At 46.3% G+C, this 18,632-nt stretch carries 13 protein-coding genes and 1 riboswitch; of the genes, 9 read left to right on the plus strand and 4 right to left on the minus strand.

What is annotated here, in order from left to right; translation table 11 throughout:
- Positions 1-62: 62 nt before the first annotated feature.
- Positions 63-1,274 carry a lipoprotein-releasing ABC transporter permease subunit gene (locus P3C17_RS10505; RefSeq protein WP_300929397.1) on the minus strand — a complete coding sequence of 404 codons (1,212 nt, stop codon included), beginning with the start codon at positions 1,272-1,274 and terminating at the stop codon, positions 63-65.
- 86 nt (positions 1,275-1,360) lie between these two features.
- Here P3C17_RS10505 and P3C17_RS10510 point away from each other — a divergent pair, with 86 nt between their 5' ends.
- From P3C17_RS10510 to P3C17_RS10535, 6 genes are all read left to right on the plus strand, one after another.
- The gene (locus P3C17_RS10510) at positions 1,361-2,002 is read left to right on the plus strand and encodes a PilZ domain-containing protein (RefSeq protein WP_300929398.1); all 642 of its coding nucleotides are present in this window, start codon (positions 1,361-1,363) and stop codon (positions 2,000-2,002) included.
- An 85-nt stretch (positions 2,003-2,087) separates the two neighbouring features.
- Positions 2,088-5,591 carry a transcription-repair coupling factor gene (gene mfd / locus P3C17_RS10515; protein ID WP_300929399.1) on the plus strand — a complete coding sequence of 1,168 codons (3,504 nt, stop codon included), beginning with the start codon at positions 2,088-2,090 and terminating at the stop codon, positions 5,589-5,591.
- Positions 5,588-6,670, plus strand: a complete 1,083-nt coding sequence (locus P3C17_RS10520) for a CsiV family protein (protein WP_300929400.1) — start codon at positions 5,588-5,590, stop codon at positions 6,668-6,670. Before mfd ends, P3C17_RS10520 begins: the two co-directional genes overlap by 4 nt.
- Positions 6,671-6,697: 27 nt before the next feature.
- Positions 6,698-6,949 (plus strand): outer membrane protein assembly factor BamE, encoded by a 252-nt coding sequence (gene bamE / locus P3C17_RS10525; protein ID WP_300929401.1) that lies wholly within the window; start codon positions 6,698-6,700, stop codon positions 6,947-6,949.
- 65 nt (positions 6,950-7,014) lie between these two features.
- Entirely contained in the window at positions 7,015-8,757 is a 1,743-nt protein-coding gene (locus P3C17_RS10530) for a DEAD/DEAH box helicase (RefSeq protein WP_300929402.1), read from the plus strand.
- Positions 8,758-8,909: 152 nt separating this feature from the next.
- Positions 8,910-9,752, plus strand: a complete 843-nt coding sequence (locus P3C17_RS10535) for an HDOD domain-containing protein (protein WP_300929403.1) — start codon at positions 8,910-8,912, stop codon at positions 9,750-9,752.
- Positions 9,753-9,793: 41 nt separating this feature from the next.
- Here P3C17_RS10535 and lysC read toward each other — a convergent pair whose 3' ends face one another.
- Positions 9,794-11,140 carry a lysine-sensitive aspartokinase 3 gene (lysC, locus tag P3C17_RS10540; RefSeq protein WP_300929404.1) on the minus strand — a complete coding sequence of 449 codons (1,347 nt, stop codon included), beginning with the start codon at positions 11,138-11,140 and terminating at the stop codon, positions 9,794-9,796.
- A 109-nt stretch (positions 11,141-11,249) separates the two neighbouring features.
- Positions 11,250-11,423: riboswitch (Lysine riboswitch) on the minus strand.
- Positions 11,424-11,822: 399 nt separating this feature from the next.
- The gene (gene nhaD, locus P3C17_RS10545) at positions 11,823-13,070 is read right to left on the minus strand and encodes a sodium:proton antiporter NhaD (RefSeq protein WP_300929405.1); all 1,248 of its coding nucleotides are present in this window, start codon (positions 13,068-13,070) and stop codon (positions 11,823-11,825) included.
- Between the two features lie 137 nt (positions 13,071-13,207).
- Between nhaD and P3C17_RS10550 the strand changes: the two genes are divergently transcribed.
- The 3 genes from P3C17_RS10550 to P3C17_RS10560 are packed head-to-tail and all read left to right on the plus strand — an operon-like array spanning position 13,208 to position 17,858.
- The gene (locus tag P3C17_RS10550; RefSeq protein ID WP_300929406.1) at positions 13,208-14,452 is read left to right on the plus strand and encodes a hypothetical protein; all 1,245 of its coding nucleotides are present in this window, start codon (positions 13,208-13,210) and stop codon (positions 14,450-14,452) included.
- A complete protein-coding gene (locus tag P3C17_RS10555) occupies positions 14,453-15,001 on the plus strand; it encodes a hypothetical protein (RefSeq protein WP_053424906.1) in 549 nt (182 codons plus the stop codon). It begins immediately after the preceding gene.
- On the plus strand, positions 14,994-17,858 hold the full coding sequence (locus P3C17_RS10560) for an ATPase (RefSeq protein ID WP_300929407.1): 2,865 nt from the start codon (positions 14,994-14,996) through the stop codon (positions 17,856-17,858). Before P3C17_RS10555 ends, P3C17_RS10560 begins: the two co-directional genes overlap by 8 nt.
- A gap of 25 nt (positions 17,859-17,883) precedes the next feature.
- Here the strand turns inward: P3C17_RS10560 and P3C17_RS10565 are convergent, their stop codons facing one another.
- Positions 17,884-18,627 carry a 3'-5' exonuclease gene (locus P3C17_RS10565; RefSeq protein WP_300929408.1) on the minus strand — a complete coding sequence of 248 codons (744 nt, stop codon included), beginning with the start codon at positions 18,625-18,627 and terminating at the stop codon, positions 17,884-17,886.
- Between the last annotated feature and the right edge of the window lie 5 nt (positions 18,628-18,632).

Consider the following 18,632-nt stretch of genomic DNA (forward strand, 5'->3'; position numbering starts at 1 on the left):
GAGAGCGCCCGGTAAACAAAACTGCGACCTCTGTTTCCTCTAAGTAATCGACGACGAGGAAACTATTCATCACGGAGAACTTCTGCTGGTTGTACTTGCACTGCCCGCCAGGCTGGATAAACCACTGCCAAGGCCGTCAGCACCAAAGCTGATACCACTATAAAAAAGATTTGCACGGGCTGAATATCCACAGGCAAAGCCACCCCAGCCACCACACTAATACCCAAGAGTGACAAAATACTGTTGAGCTGCCATGCGATCACAATACCGGCTACAGCACCACTTAAAGTGCCAAGCAAGCCGTTATTCATACCCTGTACGGCAAAAACGGTAAAAAGCTGAGCGTCTGTCATGCCCTGAGTTTTTAAGATGGCTACTTCACGTTGTTTTTCTGTGACCATCATCACCAAAGCAGACACTATATTAAAAGCCGCTACGGCCACTATCAGCAGCAACATCAGCCACATCATGGCTTTTTCCATGGCCACAGCAGAAAACAATTTGCCATGACTGTCACGCCAGTCTGTGACTTTGGCGACAGCAGGAAACTCAATAAGCTCGTCGGCTAATGCTGGAGCAACAAAAGGCTCAGTTAAACTTAAACGCCACTGTGGGGCATCCTGTTGCTTGCTGCCCAGTCGTTTTAAATCAGGTAAATGCAATAATGCCACGCCGTTATCTACTTCAGAGCCGGTATTAATTAAGCCAGCGACCGTGAACAAACGCTGGCGCGGCAACCAGCCCATGGGCGTAAAACTTCCACCTTCGGCCAACAACAAACGAATTTGTTGACCAGGACCGACCTTTAATTCATTAGCAAGACCAGCACCTAAAATCACAGAATAAGGCTGAGCTGTTAAAGCAGACCAGTCACCAGCAACCAAAGATTGTTGTAAAAAAGACGGGATTTGATCCGGCTCTATGCCTTGTAATAACACAGCAGTGAGTTGACCAGGGCTTTGTGCCAAAGCCTCCAGTTGCAAATAAGGCGTTGCCTGCTGAATTTGTGGATACTGTTGTTGCAAAGATGCGATATCAAGCTGTGGTTCTGGCGTACTCTGCACTATTAAATGCGGGATCACCCCTAAAATACGTTTTTTTAACTCAGCTTCAAAACCATTCATGACAGAGCTGACAATAGTCAGCGCCATCACACCTAAAAAAATACCTGTGACAGAAAACAGCGTAATAAAAGATAAAAACCCATGTCCTTTCCGGCTCTGGCTGTAACGCAAACCAATACGGACACTCAGGGGGAATTGCAAGCTTTTCACAGACTTCCACTTGGGTTGGTGAAGAAATTGCTGCGATAATAGTGATTATCCGTTAAGGTTACAAGCTTGCTACCCGAGGTATCCTTATGCAACAGCCTGGCAATACAAACACAGCCGCAGAATTAGTCGCAGAATTTGCCGATTACTTTCAGATTGAGCACCAAACGACGGTCAATTTAGTGCCTTTTCCCGAGCCTTTGCCGGACCAGGATGGCTTTTTACGCCTTATTCCTGACGCTTTTAAGATGACCAGTGAGCTCAGCCTGCTGAACAATTCATCCATTCGTACCTTTAATGCAGTGAAAGATTTGTCCGTTGATTTGGCGCATTATTTACAGCAACAAGCCCGTAAACTGGATGCATTAACTCATTATGTGCTGCGCTCCCAGGATGATCCGGCCTGTCGTTTTTTTACTTTTAGTTACGGTGGATCCGGTGTACAGGTGTGGATGGATAAAGCAGTGGCGTTAGACCAACTCTATGAAGTGAAACTGTTTTTAGATAATAATGATGGCGCTTTATTTTGTTTAGGTCAGGTGCTGGAAGTGACAGAACAAGCAGCTACAGAACCAGAACAAAAAACCGGTTATCTGGTCAAAATTCTGTTTCGCCGTATTCGGGATGAAGACAGAGATATGGTGGTCAGAGCCAGTTTGCATGAACAATCCAGACAACTAAAACGTAAAGCGGAACAACGCCAGCAACAAGCACAGCAGACTCAACAGTAGTAAACAGTGACTTATGTTGAACCTAAATAAACCAACAGACCATATTAAACAACGGTCTTTTTATAACGAGTAAAGAATTTCTCTGATGATCCGCATTGAAGCATTACCAGCGCCCACCTCCAGCACCGATCAAAAACAATGGGGCCGTCTGTCCGGCGCTGCCTTGCCATGGGCCATTTATCAGCTGTATCAACGCCAGAAAGGCCTTTATGTGGTTGTAGTGCCAGACACCACCACAGCCCTTCGTTTAGAGCAGGAACTGACGGTATTTTTCCATGAAAACGCTGCAGATGTTTGGACTTTCCCTGACTGGGAAACCTTGCCTTATGATGTATTTTCACCGCATCAGGATATTATTTCCCAGCGCATAAAAACTCTGTACAGCCTGCCTCGTTTGCAGCACGGCATAGTCATAGTGCCACTGAATACGGCCTTGCTGCGTTTAACCGACGCCAGCTATTTACAGCAATACAGCCTGGTACTCAAAAAAGGCCAGCAACTGGATTTAACAGCGCTGCGTCAACAACTGGCCGCAGTGGGTTATCGTGCTGTGGATCAAGTGATGGAGCATGGCGAGTTTTCAGTGCGTGGTTCCTTGCTCGATTTATATCCTATGGGCAGTACTCTGCCTTATCGTATTGACTTTTTAGACGATGAAATTGATGGCATTCGCCTGTTCGACCCAGATAATCAGCGCACTGTGCAGCAAGTCAATGAAATTGAACTCTTGCCTGCTCACGAATTCCCACAGGATAAAGCGGCGATAGAACGCTTCCGTATTCGCTATCGTGAACGTTTCCCGGCGCGCAGCGAAAAAGAATCGCTCTATATGCAGGTCAGCCAGGGCCTTATGCCTGCTGGTATCGAATATTATCTGCCACTCTTTGCTGAGCAATCTGCACCTTTGTTTTCGATGCTCCCTAAACAAACAGTGATGCTGGCGGTCGGTGATTTGGAGGCTGCAGCAGAACGTTTCTGGCACGACTTGCAACGTCGTTATCAGGATAGAGCAATCGATTTACTCAAGCCCATTTTAAAACCGCAGGAATTGTACTTAGCAGTCGATGAGTTTTTCGCTCAGCTCAAACAATGGCCACGCTTACGTTTAAGCCGGGCTGAATTGCCGGAGCGTGCCGGACAATCCAATGCCGCTGTGGCTGATTTGCCAGAGCTGACGGTTAATCATCAACTGAAAAACCCGCTGGAAAAGCTGCAGCAATTTATTGTTGAGATCAAAAAGCAACAAGGCCGTGTGCTGTTTTTCGTAGAATCTGAAGGCCGGCGCGAAAGTTTATTACAATTGATGCAACGTAACCAAATTCGCTTGCAGCAGTTTGCCTCCGTCGAAGAGTTTTTAACAGACCAGGTTGATTTAGGTATTGTCATAGGTTCGTTGGAGCAAGGCTGTTTATTGAAGGCCAGCTCTGGCAAAGCCAAAGCAGGCGACGAGCCTTTAGCTTTAGTCAGTGAAAACGAGCTGTTTGGCCACAAAGTAACCCAACGCCGTAAACGTAAACACAGCCAGCAAATCTCCGGCGATACCATCATCCGCAATCTGGCGGAGCTCTCTGTTGGCCAGCCTGTAGTGCATTTACAGCATGGCATAGGCCGTTATCAGGGCTTGCAGGTGCTGGATGCTGCGGGCATCAGTGCTGAATTTGTCACCATTGAATACGCTGGTGCCAGTAAGTTGTATGTGCCTGTTTCATCACTGCATTTAATCAGCCGTTACACAGGTTCGGATCAGGATCATGCGCCACTGCATAAGCTTGGCAACGACACCTGGGAAAAAGCCCGGCGTAAAGCGGCAGAGAAAGTACGGGATGTTGCCGCAGAACTTTTGGATGTTTACGCGCAGCGTGCCGCCCAAACCGGCTATGGATTTAAACTGGAAGCCGACCAGTACGAGCTGTTTGCCGATGGTTTCCCTTATAAAGAAACCGTTGATCAGCTCGATGCCATAGCTGCAGTGCTAAACGATATGCAAACCGAACGCGCCATGGACCGTCTGGTCTGTGGTGATGTAGGTTTTGGCAAAACAGAAGTGGCGATGCGTGCGGCTTTTGTTGCAGTCAATGACAATAAACAAGTGGCGGTTTTAGTGCCAACCACGCTTTTGGCACAACAACACTTTGAAAACTTCCGCGACCGTTTTGCCAACTGGCCGGTCAAAGTGGCGGTGTTGTCGCGTTTTATAAGTAGCAAAGAGCAAAAGCAGATACTGGAAGAAACCGAACAAGGCAAAGTCGATATTCTGATAGGCACCCATAAACTGCTGCAGGACGATATTCGCTTTAAAGATTTAGGCCTTTTGATTGTTGATGAAGAACACAGATTCGGTGTGCGGCAAAAAGATAAAATCAAAGCGCTGCGAGCTAATATCGATATTCTGACGCTTACAGCAACGCCAATTCCACGCACCTTAAATATGTCGATGTCTGGCATGCGTGATTTATCTATTATCGCTACTCCTCCTGCCAAACGTTTGCCGGTCAAGACTTTTGTGCGTGAACATGAAGAAGGCTTAATTCGCGAGGCTGTGCTTCGGGAAATATCCCGTGGTGGTCAGGTGTATTTTCTGCATAACGATGTAGCCAGTATAGAAAAAGCCGCCGCTGATTTAGCCTTACTGCTGCCTGAAGCCTTAATTGGCATAGCTCATGGCCAGATGCGTGAGCGTGACCTGGAAAACATCATGGCTGATTTTTACCATCAGCGTTTTAACCTGCTGCTGTGCTCGACCATCATCGAAACTGGTATAGATGTGCCCACCGCCAATACCATTATTATCAACAGAGCCGATAACTTTGGTCTGGCACAGTTGCACCAATTACGTGGCCGTGTCGGCCGTTCGCATCACCAGGCTTATGCGTATTTATTGACGCCTCCGCCAAAACGCTTAACCAAAGATGCCGAAAAACGTCTGGAAGCCATTTCAGCTTTAGAAGATCTAGGTGCTGGTTTCGCACTCGCCAGTCAGGATATGGAAATTCGCGGAGCAGGCGAGCTATTGGGAGATGAGCAAAGCGGCCAAATTGAATCTGTTGGCTTTAGTTTGTATATGGAAATGCTGGAGCAAGCTGTAGAAGCGCTTAAGGCCGGTAAAGAGCCAAGTCTGGATGCACTTTTAACTCAACAAACCGAACTGGATATGAAACTGCCTGCCCTGCTGCCGGATTCTTATATTCCGGATGTCAGCCTACGTTTATCCTTTTACAAACGTCTAGCCTCCTGTCGCGACGAGCAGGAACTGGATGATGTGCAGGTAGAATTGATTGACCGTTTTGGCTTATTGCCGGATGCTGCGAAAAACTTAGTCAAAATCACAGAGTTAAAAATGCAGGCGCAGACACTTGGAATTAAACGACTGGAAGCCAACAGCAAAGGTGGTGTGCTAGAATTCGCCGAACGGACTTCAGTGAACCCGTCTTACATTATTCAGCTGATCCAGACTCAGTCGAAAGTATTTAAATTGGAAGGCGGTAGTAAACTGAAATTTATCAAAGATTTACCTGATACTAATAGCAGATTCGCCTTTGTCAGCTTTATGCTGGATGACTTTGCTAAACATCAGACAGGAGCATCATGAAACATCTGCGTTTAACATCGCTGGGACTGGCTTTGGTAGGTTTATTCGCCACAACCACAGTCTTTGCCAACAGCTGGTATGAAATTGAACTGATCGCTTTTAGCCGAAGCTCCAATAACAGTTTAAAAGAGCAGTTTGAAGCTCCTACAGCGGCGCTTAAAACCAGCAATGCGATGGATTTGATGCGTCCTTTAGTGCAACCTACACTAGCTGATTTAATTAAAGCTATACCAGCCTGCACACCAGCACAGGCTGATCCAACCTTGTCAGCCCCGGCTCCTGCACAGCCAGTGTCTGCCACTGTACAGCAGCAAATTCAGCAACTATTAACCGAACATCAGCAGAATAAACAGGAGCAGCCAAGCCTGGTTGCAGAAGATTCTCTCGATGTGCAGTTAGCACCAGAGCCGGTAACAGCGTCTTTATTTCAGTTGAATATGCAGAATTGCCAGATGGAACAATGGGATATGGATGGTCAGTTAATAAGCCGGCCATTAAGTACTGAAGAGTTGGCCTTGCAGTTGCCAGCGCCAGCGCAAATTCCTGCTACCTTTACTGGGGACGGAGTTGCCAAAGATACGGCTTACTTAGTAGGGCCAAATGATTTACAGCTGAAAAATCTGGCGTATCAATTACAGCGTGAAGCGGGCAAACAACTGCTGGTGCATACAGCCTGGCGTCAGCCTCTGGTCTCAGGCCGTAACAGCCGCAGCCACTGGTATGCAGGCTCTTACCATGCGGATGAAAATACAGACGCAGGACAAACTGTTGATTTAATGCAGCAAGTGCAGCAACAACTGGCCGCAGTGCAACAAGGTCAGAGCAGCTTGCAACTTTGGTTTAGTCCGTGGCAATTTGATTCTTTAGTTCAGTTACGTTTAGGTCGCTTTATTCAGTTTGATGGCACTTTTTACTTGCGCCAGAATGAGGATAACAACCAGCCGGCGCAACTTGCGATTAAACAAAGTGCCCGCTTAACCTTAGGTCAGATCCATTATCTGGATCATCCGCGATTAGGCGTGATTATTCAGGTAAAACGTTTTACTCCGCCAGAGTCAGCTGTGGCGGCAACACTTTAGACATTAAAATAACACAAGGAATCTGTTATGAAAAAAATCGTGGTTTTGTTAGCGGCTCTGCTGTTCGTCGGAGCTTGTAGCAAACTGACTCAAGACAATTATGATCAGGTAAAAGCCGGTATGACGTACCAGGAAGTGACGGATATTTTAGGTACTGCCACTCATTGTGACGAAGCAGTGGGCACCAAAAGTTGCCGCTGGGGTGATGATGAAAAAAATATCAAAATCACCTTTTTAGCTGACCGTGCCACTGTTTTTTCTAATCAGGGCATTCAGTAATCATTGGTCGTCATCTTTCTCAAGGGGCGCTTTTATCGCCCCTTCTTCTTGCGTAAAACGCTCTGATGTTTCAACTTCGGTCTTACCAACAACAAGCTGTGCAGTCTGTTCTTGTACATTTTCGCCAAAAGCAGGATGCAGCAGTGCTGGTATTACCCACTGGCGCAGGAAAGAGCTTAGTCATAGCAGAACTGGCGCGCTTGGCCCGTGGCCGGGTGCTGGTACTGGCTCATGTCAAAGAGCTGGTGGAGCAAAATCATGCCAAATACCAAAGTTATAGCTTAGAGGCCGCTATTTTTTCGGCCAGTTTAGGCCGTAAAGAAACCGCGGCTAAAGTGGTGTTTGCCTCTGTGCAGTCGGTAGCTCGCAATCTGGATGAATTTACTGAGCAGTACAGCTTATTGGTCATTGACGAATGCCATCGTGTCGGCGATGACGAAGACAGCAGCTACTTAAAAGTCATTCGCGCTTTACAGGCCCAAAACCCAGACTTAAAAGTACTGGGCTTAACGGCCACCCCCTACCGCTTAGGTTCTGGCTGGATTTATCAGTATCACAGTCGAGGTCTTATCCGCACTACTGAACCGCGTTTTTTTAAATACTGTATTTTCGATTTACCTATCCGCTTTTTATTGGGTGAAGGTTATTTAACGCCTGCCGTGCTGATGGATGCTCCAGTGTTGAGCTATGACTTCGCGGGTTTAAAACCCACAGCCAGTGGCTACTTTAAAGAAGCGGATCTGGATTTACGCATCAACCAGCAACAACGTGCCACGCCCCAAATTATTCAGCAAGTGATACAACAAGCCCAAAGTCGGCAGGGCGTGATGATTTTTGCCGCGACCACAGCCCATGCCCGCGAAATTTTGGGTTATTTACCAGCCGGCCACACTGCACTGATTTTAGGCGATACTCCCCAAAAAGAACGGGATGCGCTGATCCATAGTTTTAAACAAAAGCAGCTGAAGTATCTGGTCAATGTGGCGGTATTAACCACAGGTTTTGATGCCCCTCATATCGATTTAATTGCTATTTTGCGTCCCACAGAATCTGTCACCTTGTATCAGCAAATTGTTGGCCGTGGCCTGCGCTTAAGCCCGGGTAAAACCGATTGTCTGGTGCTGGATTATGCAGGCAACAGATTTAATCTGGAGCAACCTGATATAGGTGAATTGCGGCCTGAACCTGGCACTGAACTGGTTACTATCCCCTGCCCACTCTGTGGTTTTTTTAATAATTTCTGGGGCAAAACTGACGACAGAGGCTTAGTACTGGAGCATTACGGCCGCCGCTGTCAGGGCTATAAAGAGGACGAACAAGGAAAGCCTCATGCCTGCGGTTATCGTTTCAAAGCCAAGTTTTGCCCGGACTGTGGTGCAGAAAATGATATAGCAGCCCGCCACTGTGGTGACTGTGGTTTGGTATTGGTTGATCCGGATAAGAAGCTAAAAGAAGCCTTAAGTTTAAAAGATGCGCTGGTGCTTTATGTCACCAGGATGCAACTGCAAAGTCATCAGAGTAAAGAAGGGAAAAGCTCACTTAAGGTCAGCTATTTTTCAGCTGATGGCGCAGAAATAGCTGAATACTGGAGCTTGCAAACCAAAGCTCAAAAACAAAAGTTTTTAAATTTATTTGTGCCCCCTCATCTGGTAGACAGGCACAGGCCATTTGTTGACGCGACAGTGCACAAAGTGCTGCAACAGGCACACAGATTTCAGCCGCCAGGGGCCATCATAGCCCGCAAAGACGGTCGTTTTTGGCAAATCCGTGACAAGTTGTTTCAAATTCAGGATAAAGACGCAGAATAATTCCCAGCATCTGGACAAAATGAAAAATTCTTTTGTTTTGCTACTGGGCAAAGGCAATGGAATTCGCTAATAATCAGAGCGTCCGTCTATGAATTAAATAACAAGACAGCACAAACAGATAGTTCTTTTTTATTGTCACAAGGTTGCAGTTTATGTCAAACGAAAACGCGTTATTAAGCTTGCTGGTCGAAAAAATTCAAAGTGATACCTTGGTGCTGCCAAGTCTTCCTGAAATTGCTTTACGTATCCGCAAAATGGCAGAAGACCCAAATGTAAATTTAAATCAGATGGCGGATATTATTTCTCACGATCCGGCCATGTCCGCTCGTATGATGAAAATTGCCAACAGCGCCTTTTTAGGCCGTTCAGTGCATGTCAGTTCTTTACACCAGGCCGTTACCCGCATTGGCCTGCGTTATATCAAAAACATTGCAACAGCTATGGCGGTGGAACAGTTATTTGTCTCTCACTCCAGCCTGATTAAAGACATGATGGGCAAAGTATGGCAAGACACGCTGGAAGTGGCCTCAGTGGCTCTGGCGGCGATGCAGTTGTATAACCGTAATTTAAAATCCAGCCCTGTTAATTTTGACACCATGACTTTGGCTGGTTTAATTCATAATATTGGTGCTTTGCCTATTCTGACTGAAGCAGAAAAACATCTGGAACAGTTTGGTGACAAAGACTTTATCGCTGGCTGTATCACGGATTTGGCTGGTGGCATAGGTGGCAGTATTTTACGTAAATGGGAATTTCCGGATGAACTAGTCGAAGTGGCTGAGCTGTGGAATACCAAATTGCCTCACACAGATAAAGCCAATTACCTGGATTTTATTCGTATCGCCACTATTCAAAAAGGTTTTGCCAAAGATAAAACCGAAGCTCGTATTGCGTTAAAACCTTTTGCTGACAGAGGGTTAATTACAGGTGTAGATTTCTTCCGCTCTCCTGAGTTTGTGGTTATTTATCAGGATATGAAACAGCTGTTTGTCTGATTGAAACTGGTGTCAGAGCCTTAAGCTCTGACACCTTTTTTTTAATTAAATAACTTCTGGTGTAACTCTTTCACCACAGCAGCAGCTGACGCATCCTGAACTAAAAAGCACAGGTTGTGGCGCGAAGCCCCGTGACAAATCAGTCGCATATTAATTTGCTCCAGAGCGCTAAACAGCTCACCCGTCACCCCTTTGGTGCTGTGCAGATGATTGCCTATCACAGCAACCAGACTTAAGCCCTGCTCGACTGACACTTCACAGAAACTTTTCAGCTCGTCAATCGCTGGTTCTATCGCCGAATTAAAAGCGCTGCCTGCAGATTCGTCCAAGGTTAAAGCCACAGAAATTTCTGAGGTAGTGACTAAATCCACTGATATTTGATGACGACTTAGAATGTCAAAAACCCGGGCTAAAAAACCTGCTGCATGTAACATCGCCGGGCTTTTTACCGTGATCAGAGTCTGGGATTTACGCAAAGCAATGGCACGATAAGCAGGTTTGTGCTCGACCGTTTTAGCAATCCAGGTACCGCCCGCTTCTGGTTCGCGGCTTGAACCGACAAAAACTTTGATATTGCGGCGCATAGCCGGAATTAAGGTGGCAGGGTGCAATACTTTAGCGCCAAAAGTAGCCATTTCAGCCGCTTCATCGAAACTGATTTCATTAATACAACGGGCATCAGAGGTCAAACGTGGGTCTGTGGTGAAGATACCCACTACATCTGTCCAAATTTGCACAGTAGCAGCATTTAAAGCTTCACCCAATAAAGCTGCACTATAGTCTGAACCGCCCCGGCCTAAGGTCGTGGTTTGTCCGGCTTCATCTGCACCAATAAAACCTTGAGTGACAACAATATTTTCACGCAGTAAAGGCAATAAATGAGTGTGTGCCAAATCAGCAACAACATCGATTTGTGGTTCACCTTTACCAAAGCGGCTGTCGGTGCGAAGCACGCGACGCACATCAAAACACTGGGCAGCAGCGCCACGTTCCACTAACACCTGAGTAAATAACACTGAACTTAAACGTTCACCAAAAGACTGGATCAGATCTTTGTGCGCGCCGGAATAAACAGCCCCCCCAGTTTCAATCAGGTTACGTAAATCAGCAAGCAAGGTGTTGATTTGAGCGGCCACAGCTTCAGGCTGTTGCAGAACATTCAGCACAGCCAAAGTAATACGCTCTATGCCTTCAAAGGATGCATAGCGGGCCTGTACTTCAGTTTGTTTAGTGATATCGACCAATAAATTGGTCACGCCTGAACTGGCACTGACAGCGACCAGACGGATACTAGGATCGGCTAACACAATATCAGCACAACGGGACATAGCCTGAAAATCGGCCACTGAGGTTCCGCCAAATTTGGCGACAATAAGTTGATTAGACATTCGAGTCTCTCCTTATCAATAAGTCATAAGGCAGAGCATGGCATTTGCAGGCAGTAAATAAAGTTGTGGTGCAGGCACTATGCTGCAGACAACTGATCACAGACACACAAAGGCCAGAAGCTCTCCACCACAAAAAACAGGTGACAGTCGTAAGGATTCAGCCTTAACAACCGGACTATCTGCCGCTACAGCATCTGGTCCTCGGCGTTAATCCCCCTCAAACATCCTGCGGCTTGTAGCAGCCTGAGATGTTCTACCTGGTTAACGCTCCTCTTCTGGTCTATACCCGTCGTTCTTGAAACTGCAGCTTTGTTGACTGCGTGCACTCGCCCCAGTCACATAGGACTACTATGCTCCTGGGGTCTCACGCACTTGTCGTCGCGCTGCAACTCCAATTACTTAGGGTATACTCCCCGTCGTTCTTGAAGCTGCAGCTTTGTTGACTGCGTGCCCTCGCCCCAGTCACATAGGACTACTATGCTCCTGGCGTCTCACGCACTTGTCGTCGCGCTGCAACTCCAATTACTTAGGGTATACTCCCCGTCGTTCTTGAATACGGGCGGGGGTATATCACAATCACATAGGATTGACGGCGCAGAGCTTAAGTGACTTTTTTACAAAAGGCAACAGCCGTTTAGCCGTCTTTTTAGAAAAACTGTAATTTAGTTACAGTTTTTCATCCTTAAGCCAAAGCAAACTGGCCAATAAAATACACCCCTACATAACCCAGACTGTAGCAGCCCAGCAGGTAACCTGCCATTTTGAAGTAAGTGCCAAAGGTCAGTTCTTTGACTTTACTCATGGCAATAATACCGGCCGCAGAACCTATGATCAGAATAGAACCACCTACCCCAGTGGCGTACGTTAAAGTCAGCCATTCTGCTGTCGTCATGGTTAAATCTGCTTTTAACAAAGCCGCAGTTAAAGGCACGTTGTCGATCATCGCAGACAAAATACCCATCAGGTAGTTGGCTTGCACTGGCTCTAAATACTGATACAAATGCGTAATATTGGTCAGCACACCAATTTCTTTCAGAATACCAACCAGCAGCAAAACCCCTAAGAAAAACAACAAGGTGTCAAACTCCACCTCACGGATGTAATGCAGAATATTTACACCTGTCTTTTTACGCAGCAGGTACTGAGCCGCTAAGAACATCACGCCTAAACCAAACAGGAATGTCAGTACAGGCGGGATCTGGAACAGAATGTTAAACAACAGTGTAGAGCCTATAGTCGCTGCAAAAATACCTGCAATAATCACATCGGCTTTTTCTATTGGCTTAGGGGATTTCTCCAGCACAATACGACCTGTCATTTTGCGTGACAACAGAATTGCCAATACAGCGACGGCAAATAACGAAGGAAGAATTAACAATAACAAATTCGTGATGGTCACTTTGCCCGCTAAAAATAACATCAGGGTGGTCACATCACCTGTGATCAACGACACGCCACCGCTATTGACAGCAAAAATAATCAAGGTGGCGTATTGAATACGTTTTTTCACTTCCAGTTTAATACTGCTGATGACGGCGATAGACACTAGCGTCGCAGTCACGTTGTCGGCAAATGACGAGAAAATAAAAGCAAAGACTGCAATGATAAACATCAAACGACGTTCAGACAGCTCGGCAGGCAATAAACGCTGCACAATTTGAGAGATAAAGCCTTTGCTATTGAGATAAGCGACAAAAGTCATAGTTGACATCAAAAACAACCACAAAGTAGCTATTTCTAATAAGTTATGATTCAACTGCTCACTGATTTCGCTACTTGTAGCGCCGTGCATTGGAAAAATAAAAGCGAGGATCCAGCAAAGAGTACCGAAAAAAAGTGTCGTTTTTGCCTTGTTTACGTGGATAATATCCTCTATAACGATCATCACAAAGGCGATTGCCACCAGAGCCAAAATTACTGCGCTTACCATGATGTAGTACCAGCTTAATTGTTGTGGAAAAGGAAGGAATTTGCGGGGCGGTATTCTACCAGCCCAGACAAGATGCCACTACCCTACCAAAGTCACATTTGTGAAATATTTATGATACGTATGAAAAGAAAGGACAAATGATAGCGCCACGTAAAATTATCCGCTGCTTAGATGAGCATTGGACTGTCATTGAGCAGTTGGTCGAACGAAGTGCCAGCGGCAACTTCAGTTTTCAGGATGTACAACATCTGATCCTGCGCCATAACAATGGCCTGAGCAGTGAACAGGTGTTCCGTGAAGCCCAGCGTTTTTTGCAACTTGAAATTCTGATCCCTTTGGCTAAATCCAGCCAACTGGAGCTGAATCGTTCTGTGCTGGAATTTGCCCAGCAGTTAATGCAGGAACAGCAGCTTGGGTTAGCGACTGATATTGAAAGTCGTATCATGGAGCTAAAACGTTTATCAGAACGTATGCAGGAGGCGGCTCAAAGCCGTGACAGCAGCGAACTGCGTCGCTTCTCACGGGTGATGGACGAACGTATTCGTGAAGTACTGAAGCACTTTGGTCACAATGAAAGCGCCATTTTATCGCTTGTCGAACGCGCTAAAGCAGACGAAGGCAAGCTCAGCCTGGCCAGGCGTTATGCCGCTGTGATGGATGCTTTTGATGACTATATAGACCCAGTATTAGCGTTGGTCGACATCAACGGCCCTTTCCAGAAAACCGTTTCTGATGTGGAAGCTATGCTCAGTGAGTTACTGCAGATCATCGAAGTGACTGGCACGCTGAATACCGAAAAAGAGACGCTTATTCAGCTGCGCACCCGCTTGATTGAAATGAACCAGGTAGGCCGTGAGAGTTTAAGCCGTTGTGCTGATTTACTGATGCCACTGAGGGATGAGCTGCGCCGTAATACTTTGCTGTCCCGTAACGCCAGCTTCTTATTGGGTCAGATGCGTAAAAAAGGCATAGATCTGACGCTGGAACCTTTAGTGCCAACCATCAGCTCCGACAGTCAGCGTTTCTCTTTAGGTTCAGCCAATCAAATCACCAGCTATATGGCTGAGCTTTGTCAGTACGAACACGATGCCTATCAGTTACCAGAAGAGATTTTGAGCAACCACAGTATGCTGATGCAGGTGCCAGAGCTAAAAGACGTGGTCCACAAAGCCAAAGCGCTGAAAAAACTGCCGGATTTAAGTCGCTGGCTGGCCGACAGTTACCCTGAATTACCAGTAGATGAGCTGCTTTTCCTCTATCAGGAGCTATCACGCTCGGATGAGCTGACACTGCAGCACAGCGAACACAATACAGAATTGACACTCAATGGTTATAAGCTGACCTTACACCCTTTTCAAAGCAGCGAAGCCGGGACTTTATAAATGCAATTAAACTTAGATGAACTGACCCAACTGGCTGAAATCAGCAAAAAGCTGTCGAACGGTTACCATATCAGCGAACAGGATTTTGCCTTGTGGCAGGAACTGGATTTGCAGGAAGATTCCTACACAGCTCTGTTTGGTGCTTTAGGCAATACATTAAAACGCGACAGCCGTGGTTTCTTTTATTTTGAAGTGGATGATGCCACCGCCAGCATGGGTAAAATTTCCCGTCTGTTTGCTTTGACTTTATTTGCTTTGGTGGAGTTTTATGCCGATAAAGGCCAGGACCCACTGCGGGCTTTGTTTGAACATGAAATTACCACAGAAATTTGGGGCCAGCTGTTACAACAGCAATACCACTTATTTGAGCAACTGGAAATTTTCTCAGTGACCGATATGAAACGTGAAATCGCCAACCGCTTGTTACGTTATGGCCTGGCGCGGCCAAGCGGCGATCAGATCAAATTATTATCCCCTGTGTATCGTTATTTAGACGCGCTGATGGATGTGGATCACAGCGCTGTAACAGAGGAGAATGCAGATGTCTGAGCAGCTTAATTCAACAAAATCAGAGCTGTATGGCTTAACCAAACTTGCATTGCTCAATACTGCTGGCTACGCCAAATGTGTGATCCCGCTGGATGACTCGTCCTCTATTTGCGCACCCAACAATACGGGTAAAAGTTCGGTGATCAACGCCCTGCAGTTCCCACTGATTAACGATTTGCGTTTAACAGAGTGGGACGGCCACGACTTAGACGAAACCCGTAAGTTTTACTTCGGCACAGACCAAAGCTATATCCTACTGGAAGCTAATTTGCCAGACGGCCCTGTCGTCATTGGGGTAGCTGGTCGGGGTAAAATTGCAGGTTACGCTTTCCAGTATTTTTGCTACAAAGGCAAACTGGATTTAAACCATTATTTAGATGGCAAAAGTTATGTGCGTTACAACAAGCTGGACCATCATTTACGCAGTTTAGGTTTTGATCCTATTGAATTAAAACAGTCTGAACTGAATGCCATGCTGACAGGTGGTGCCACACCTTTTGACAGCCGCATCAATCTTCGGATGATCCCGTTAGCAAACGTTTCTGATGCACCCGTCTACAAAGACATTTTCCGTCGTATTCTGAACCTGCACCGCCTGACCGCTCAGGATGTAAAACGTCTGTTATTGCCTGTATTTGCCCGGCATTTAGGCGACCCTAAGGTCGATTTTTATCAGGTTTGGCACAACGCCTTTGAAAAGGTCAATAAAGACAGACGTGAGCTAAAAGCTTTGGAAAACCAACAGGAAGCTGTCACAGCCCTTGAAAGCCTGCTGGAAAACCGCTCTGTACTCAAAGGCCGTTTAGCGACTTATGCTCCTAAGCTGGATGTGGCTTTAACTGAATTCCATAGCTACTTTGACGATCAGCAAGAGCTATTAAACGAGCAGCTGACCGGCTTATTGGCTGAGAAAAGCCAGCTGGAAGAACGTCAACGTTTGTATGTTGGCCAAATTAAAGAATTGTCTGGCCGTCAGCAGCAGTTACAGCAATGGTTTGGCGAATTTGATGGTCTGTCACAAAAATTCAGCTTAAGTAATGAAGCCACCTTGCAGACCAACTTAAGCAATATCCGCGCAGCCTACGAGCAGTTAAGCCACAGCTTACAAGGTGCCAGTCAGGTTAATGCCACAACTCTGGCGCATCAAAAAAGCCAGAGTGCCAAGCAGTTGCAAAGCTTAAAGCTGCAGCTGAAAAACCTCGAATTTAACCTGTATTCCCGTCTGCGCGAAGATTTAAGCCTGCCGGAAGTACAGCAAATTACCCGCATTCTGAATCCGGATTTGTTGTCGCTTTCGACCACTGGTGGCGGTGATATTGAAATTCTGGACGATGCACTGTTTTCAGAGCAGCTGGAGAAAATTGCCGATTGCTTTAAACAAGGCAAATTGCATTTACCTGGTGTGGTGATTGACCTGCATCATTTGCAGCCGGTAGAGCAAAATAGCTTAGAGAACAAAATCCAGCTGAAAGAACAAATTGATGCGCTGCAGCAAACTTTACATACGCTGGAGCAGCAGTTAGCTGTTGCTGGTGATTTGGCCGGTAAAACCCGCGAGAAAGACCGTTTGTATCAGGATCTGTTACAAGCCGAAGAAGACATTAAGAAATTTGGCCGCTACCAGCAAATGCTGGAATTCAGTGACGAGCAACAGGCATTGCAGTCCGAGCTTGAAATTGAAGAAGACAAGCTGCAGGAACAGTTGGCTGAAGTGCAGCACAAGGCCTCTACCCTGTCTGATCGTCGCAACTTAGTCGGCAATAAGCAGGAACAAATTAAACGTCAGGCCGAACGTATTGAGCAAGAGAAAAAAGAGCGGATCGACTTCCAGCTCGATTTCTACTCAGGCAAAGTCACACCTTATCCTATTGAAGTGACCTTGGATTTTGACAACTTAGCCGACGTATTACGCGACTTTAATAAGCAGTGTAATGAGCTGAAGCTTATCGACGTTAATATCAAAAACACCTACCTGTTTATTTTTAACGCCGGTATTACTAAGTTTGAAGTCGAATCCGATGAAGAGCTGAAGTTCCAGAAACTAATCAGCGCTTTCCATCATTTAGACAAAGAGCGTGAAGCTATTGAACGTCGTGCCCGCGTCGCTTTGACTGAAGTGGCGTCTACGCTCAAAGGCTTACGTGATGATTTAAACCGTCTACACAGGGAGCTAAATAGCTTTAACCGCGGTATCTGGCGTCATCAGATTTCCAACTTGCAGGATTTTAAAATTGAAATTGTCGACCGCGCTTTATTGGTTGGCCATATCGATACTATTCTGACCACCTCAGAAGCTTATCAGCAAGGGGATACGCTGGATTTATTGGCCCCTAACGCCAGCAGCAATGAGCGTGAAGTACAGGCAGCCAAAGACTATTTAATTCAGGCCGCCAGTGAAAAAGGTGGTTTAACTTTATCCGACTTGTTTGATATCCGCTTTAAAGTAGTGAATCGAGCCGGTGAAATAGAGTTCTTTGACAAAATTGACTCAGCAGGCTCTAACGGGACCCGTATTACCATTAAGTTATTGTGCGGTATGTTATTTATCCGCCAGTTATTGTCTGAGCGTGAACGCGGTAAATACCGTATTCCAATTTATATCGACGAAGCAGCCGATATTGACCCGCATAACCAACAGGCGCTGATCGAAACCGCGCTGAACTTTGGCTTTGTGCCCATCTTTGCTTCGGTTAAACCTCAGACCTCGTGCCGTTATATAGTGCCAATCCGCACTGTAGCCGGTGGTGCGCAAAACTGGGTGGATGAAAAAGACTGGATTTTATGTGAAAAAATTCCGGTGGCTGGTGAAGAAACTGGCGAATTGACAGCAGTGGAGTTGGCTGAAACTGAAGCTTGATCTCACTATCAAAAAAGACGCGGTATCAACTCCACAGCTTGCCAACTGGAGTTGATGCCGAAAAATGTTGCGCCACCTGAGCCTGAAATAATTCAGCACAGGCAATGGCGTCTGTCACCGCATGATGAGGTTGATAAGCCGGTAGCTGGTACCGCTGCCGGCAATCGGCAAGGCGTAACGAAGGCTTGGATTGCCCTCTGATACTTCGCCACCATCCCTGTAGACCTGATTGAGTAAAACCCCGCTCTAACGCCAAAGTATCAATCATGGGAAAAACGATACCTTCACCTAAACGACTCATCAAACCATGATACAAAAAGGCGCGCTCGATAGGCAGATGATGCACCAGCACGACTTTTCCTGCCAAAGCCTGCAACAAAGGCTCAATATAGAGTTCTAAATCAGCAGCCTGCGCTATGGCGCTGTCGGTAATACCATGCACTATCACTGAACTTTCGTTGAGCTGTACTCTGGGTTTGACCAGATAACTTTGTGCCTTGCTGCTGTGAATTCGCTCCAACGTTAGCGGCACCAGCCCTATGCTGACGATGCCATCGCGTACAGGATCTAAGCCTGTGGTTTCAAAATCTAAAGCGACAAAAGAGATCTCTTGCAAAGCAGTCTCAGCAGCTGCAGCGCCTGCCTGATAAAAAACCTTTAACCTGGGGTCTTTGGCCTTTAACTCCAACTGCTGCATGGTGTTTTGCCAGTTTTTGCTCAGCATCTGCAGTGGATCTGTTTTTAATTCCTGCTTTTTCAGATAAAACATAACAC

This window comes from Rheinheimera sp. 1928-s (assembly GCF_029269265.1).
GTDB lineage: Bacteria > Pseudomonadota > Gammaproteobacteria > Enterobacterales > Alteromonadaceae > Pararheinheimera.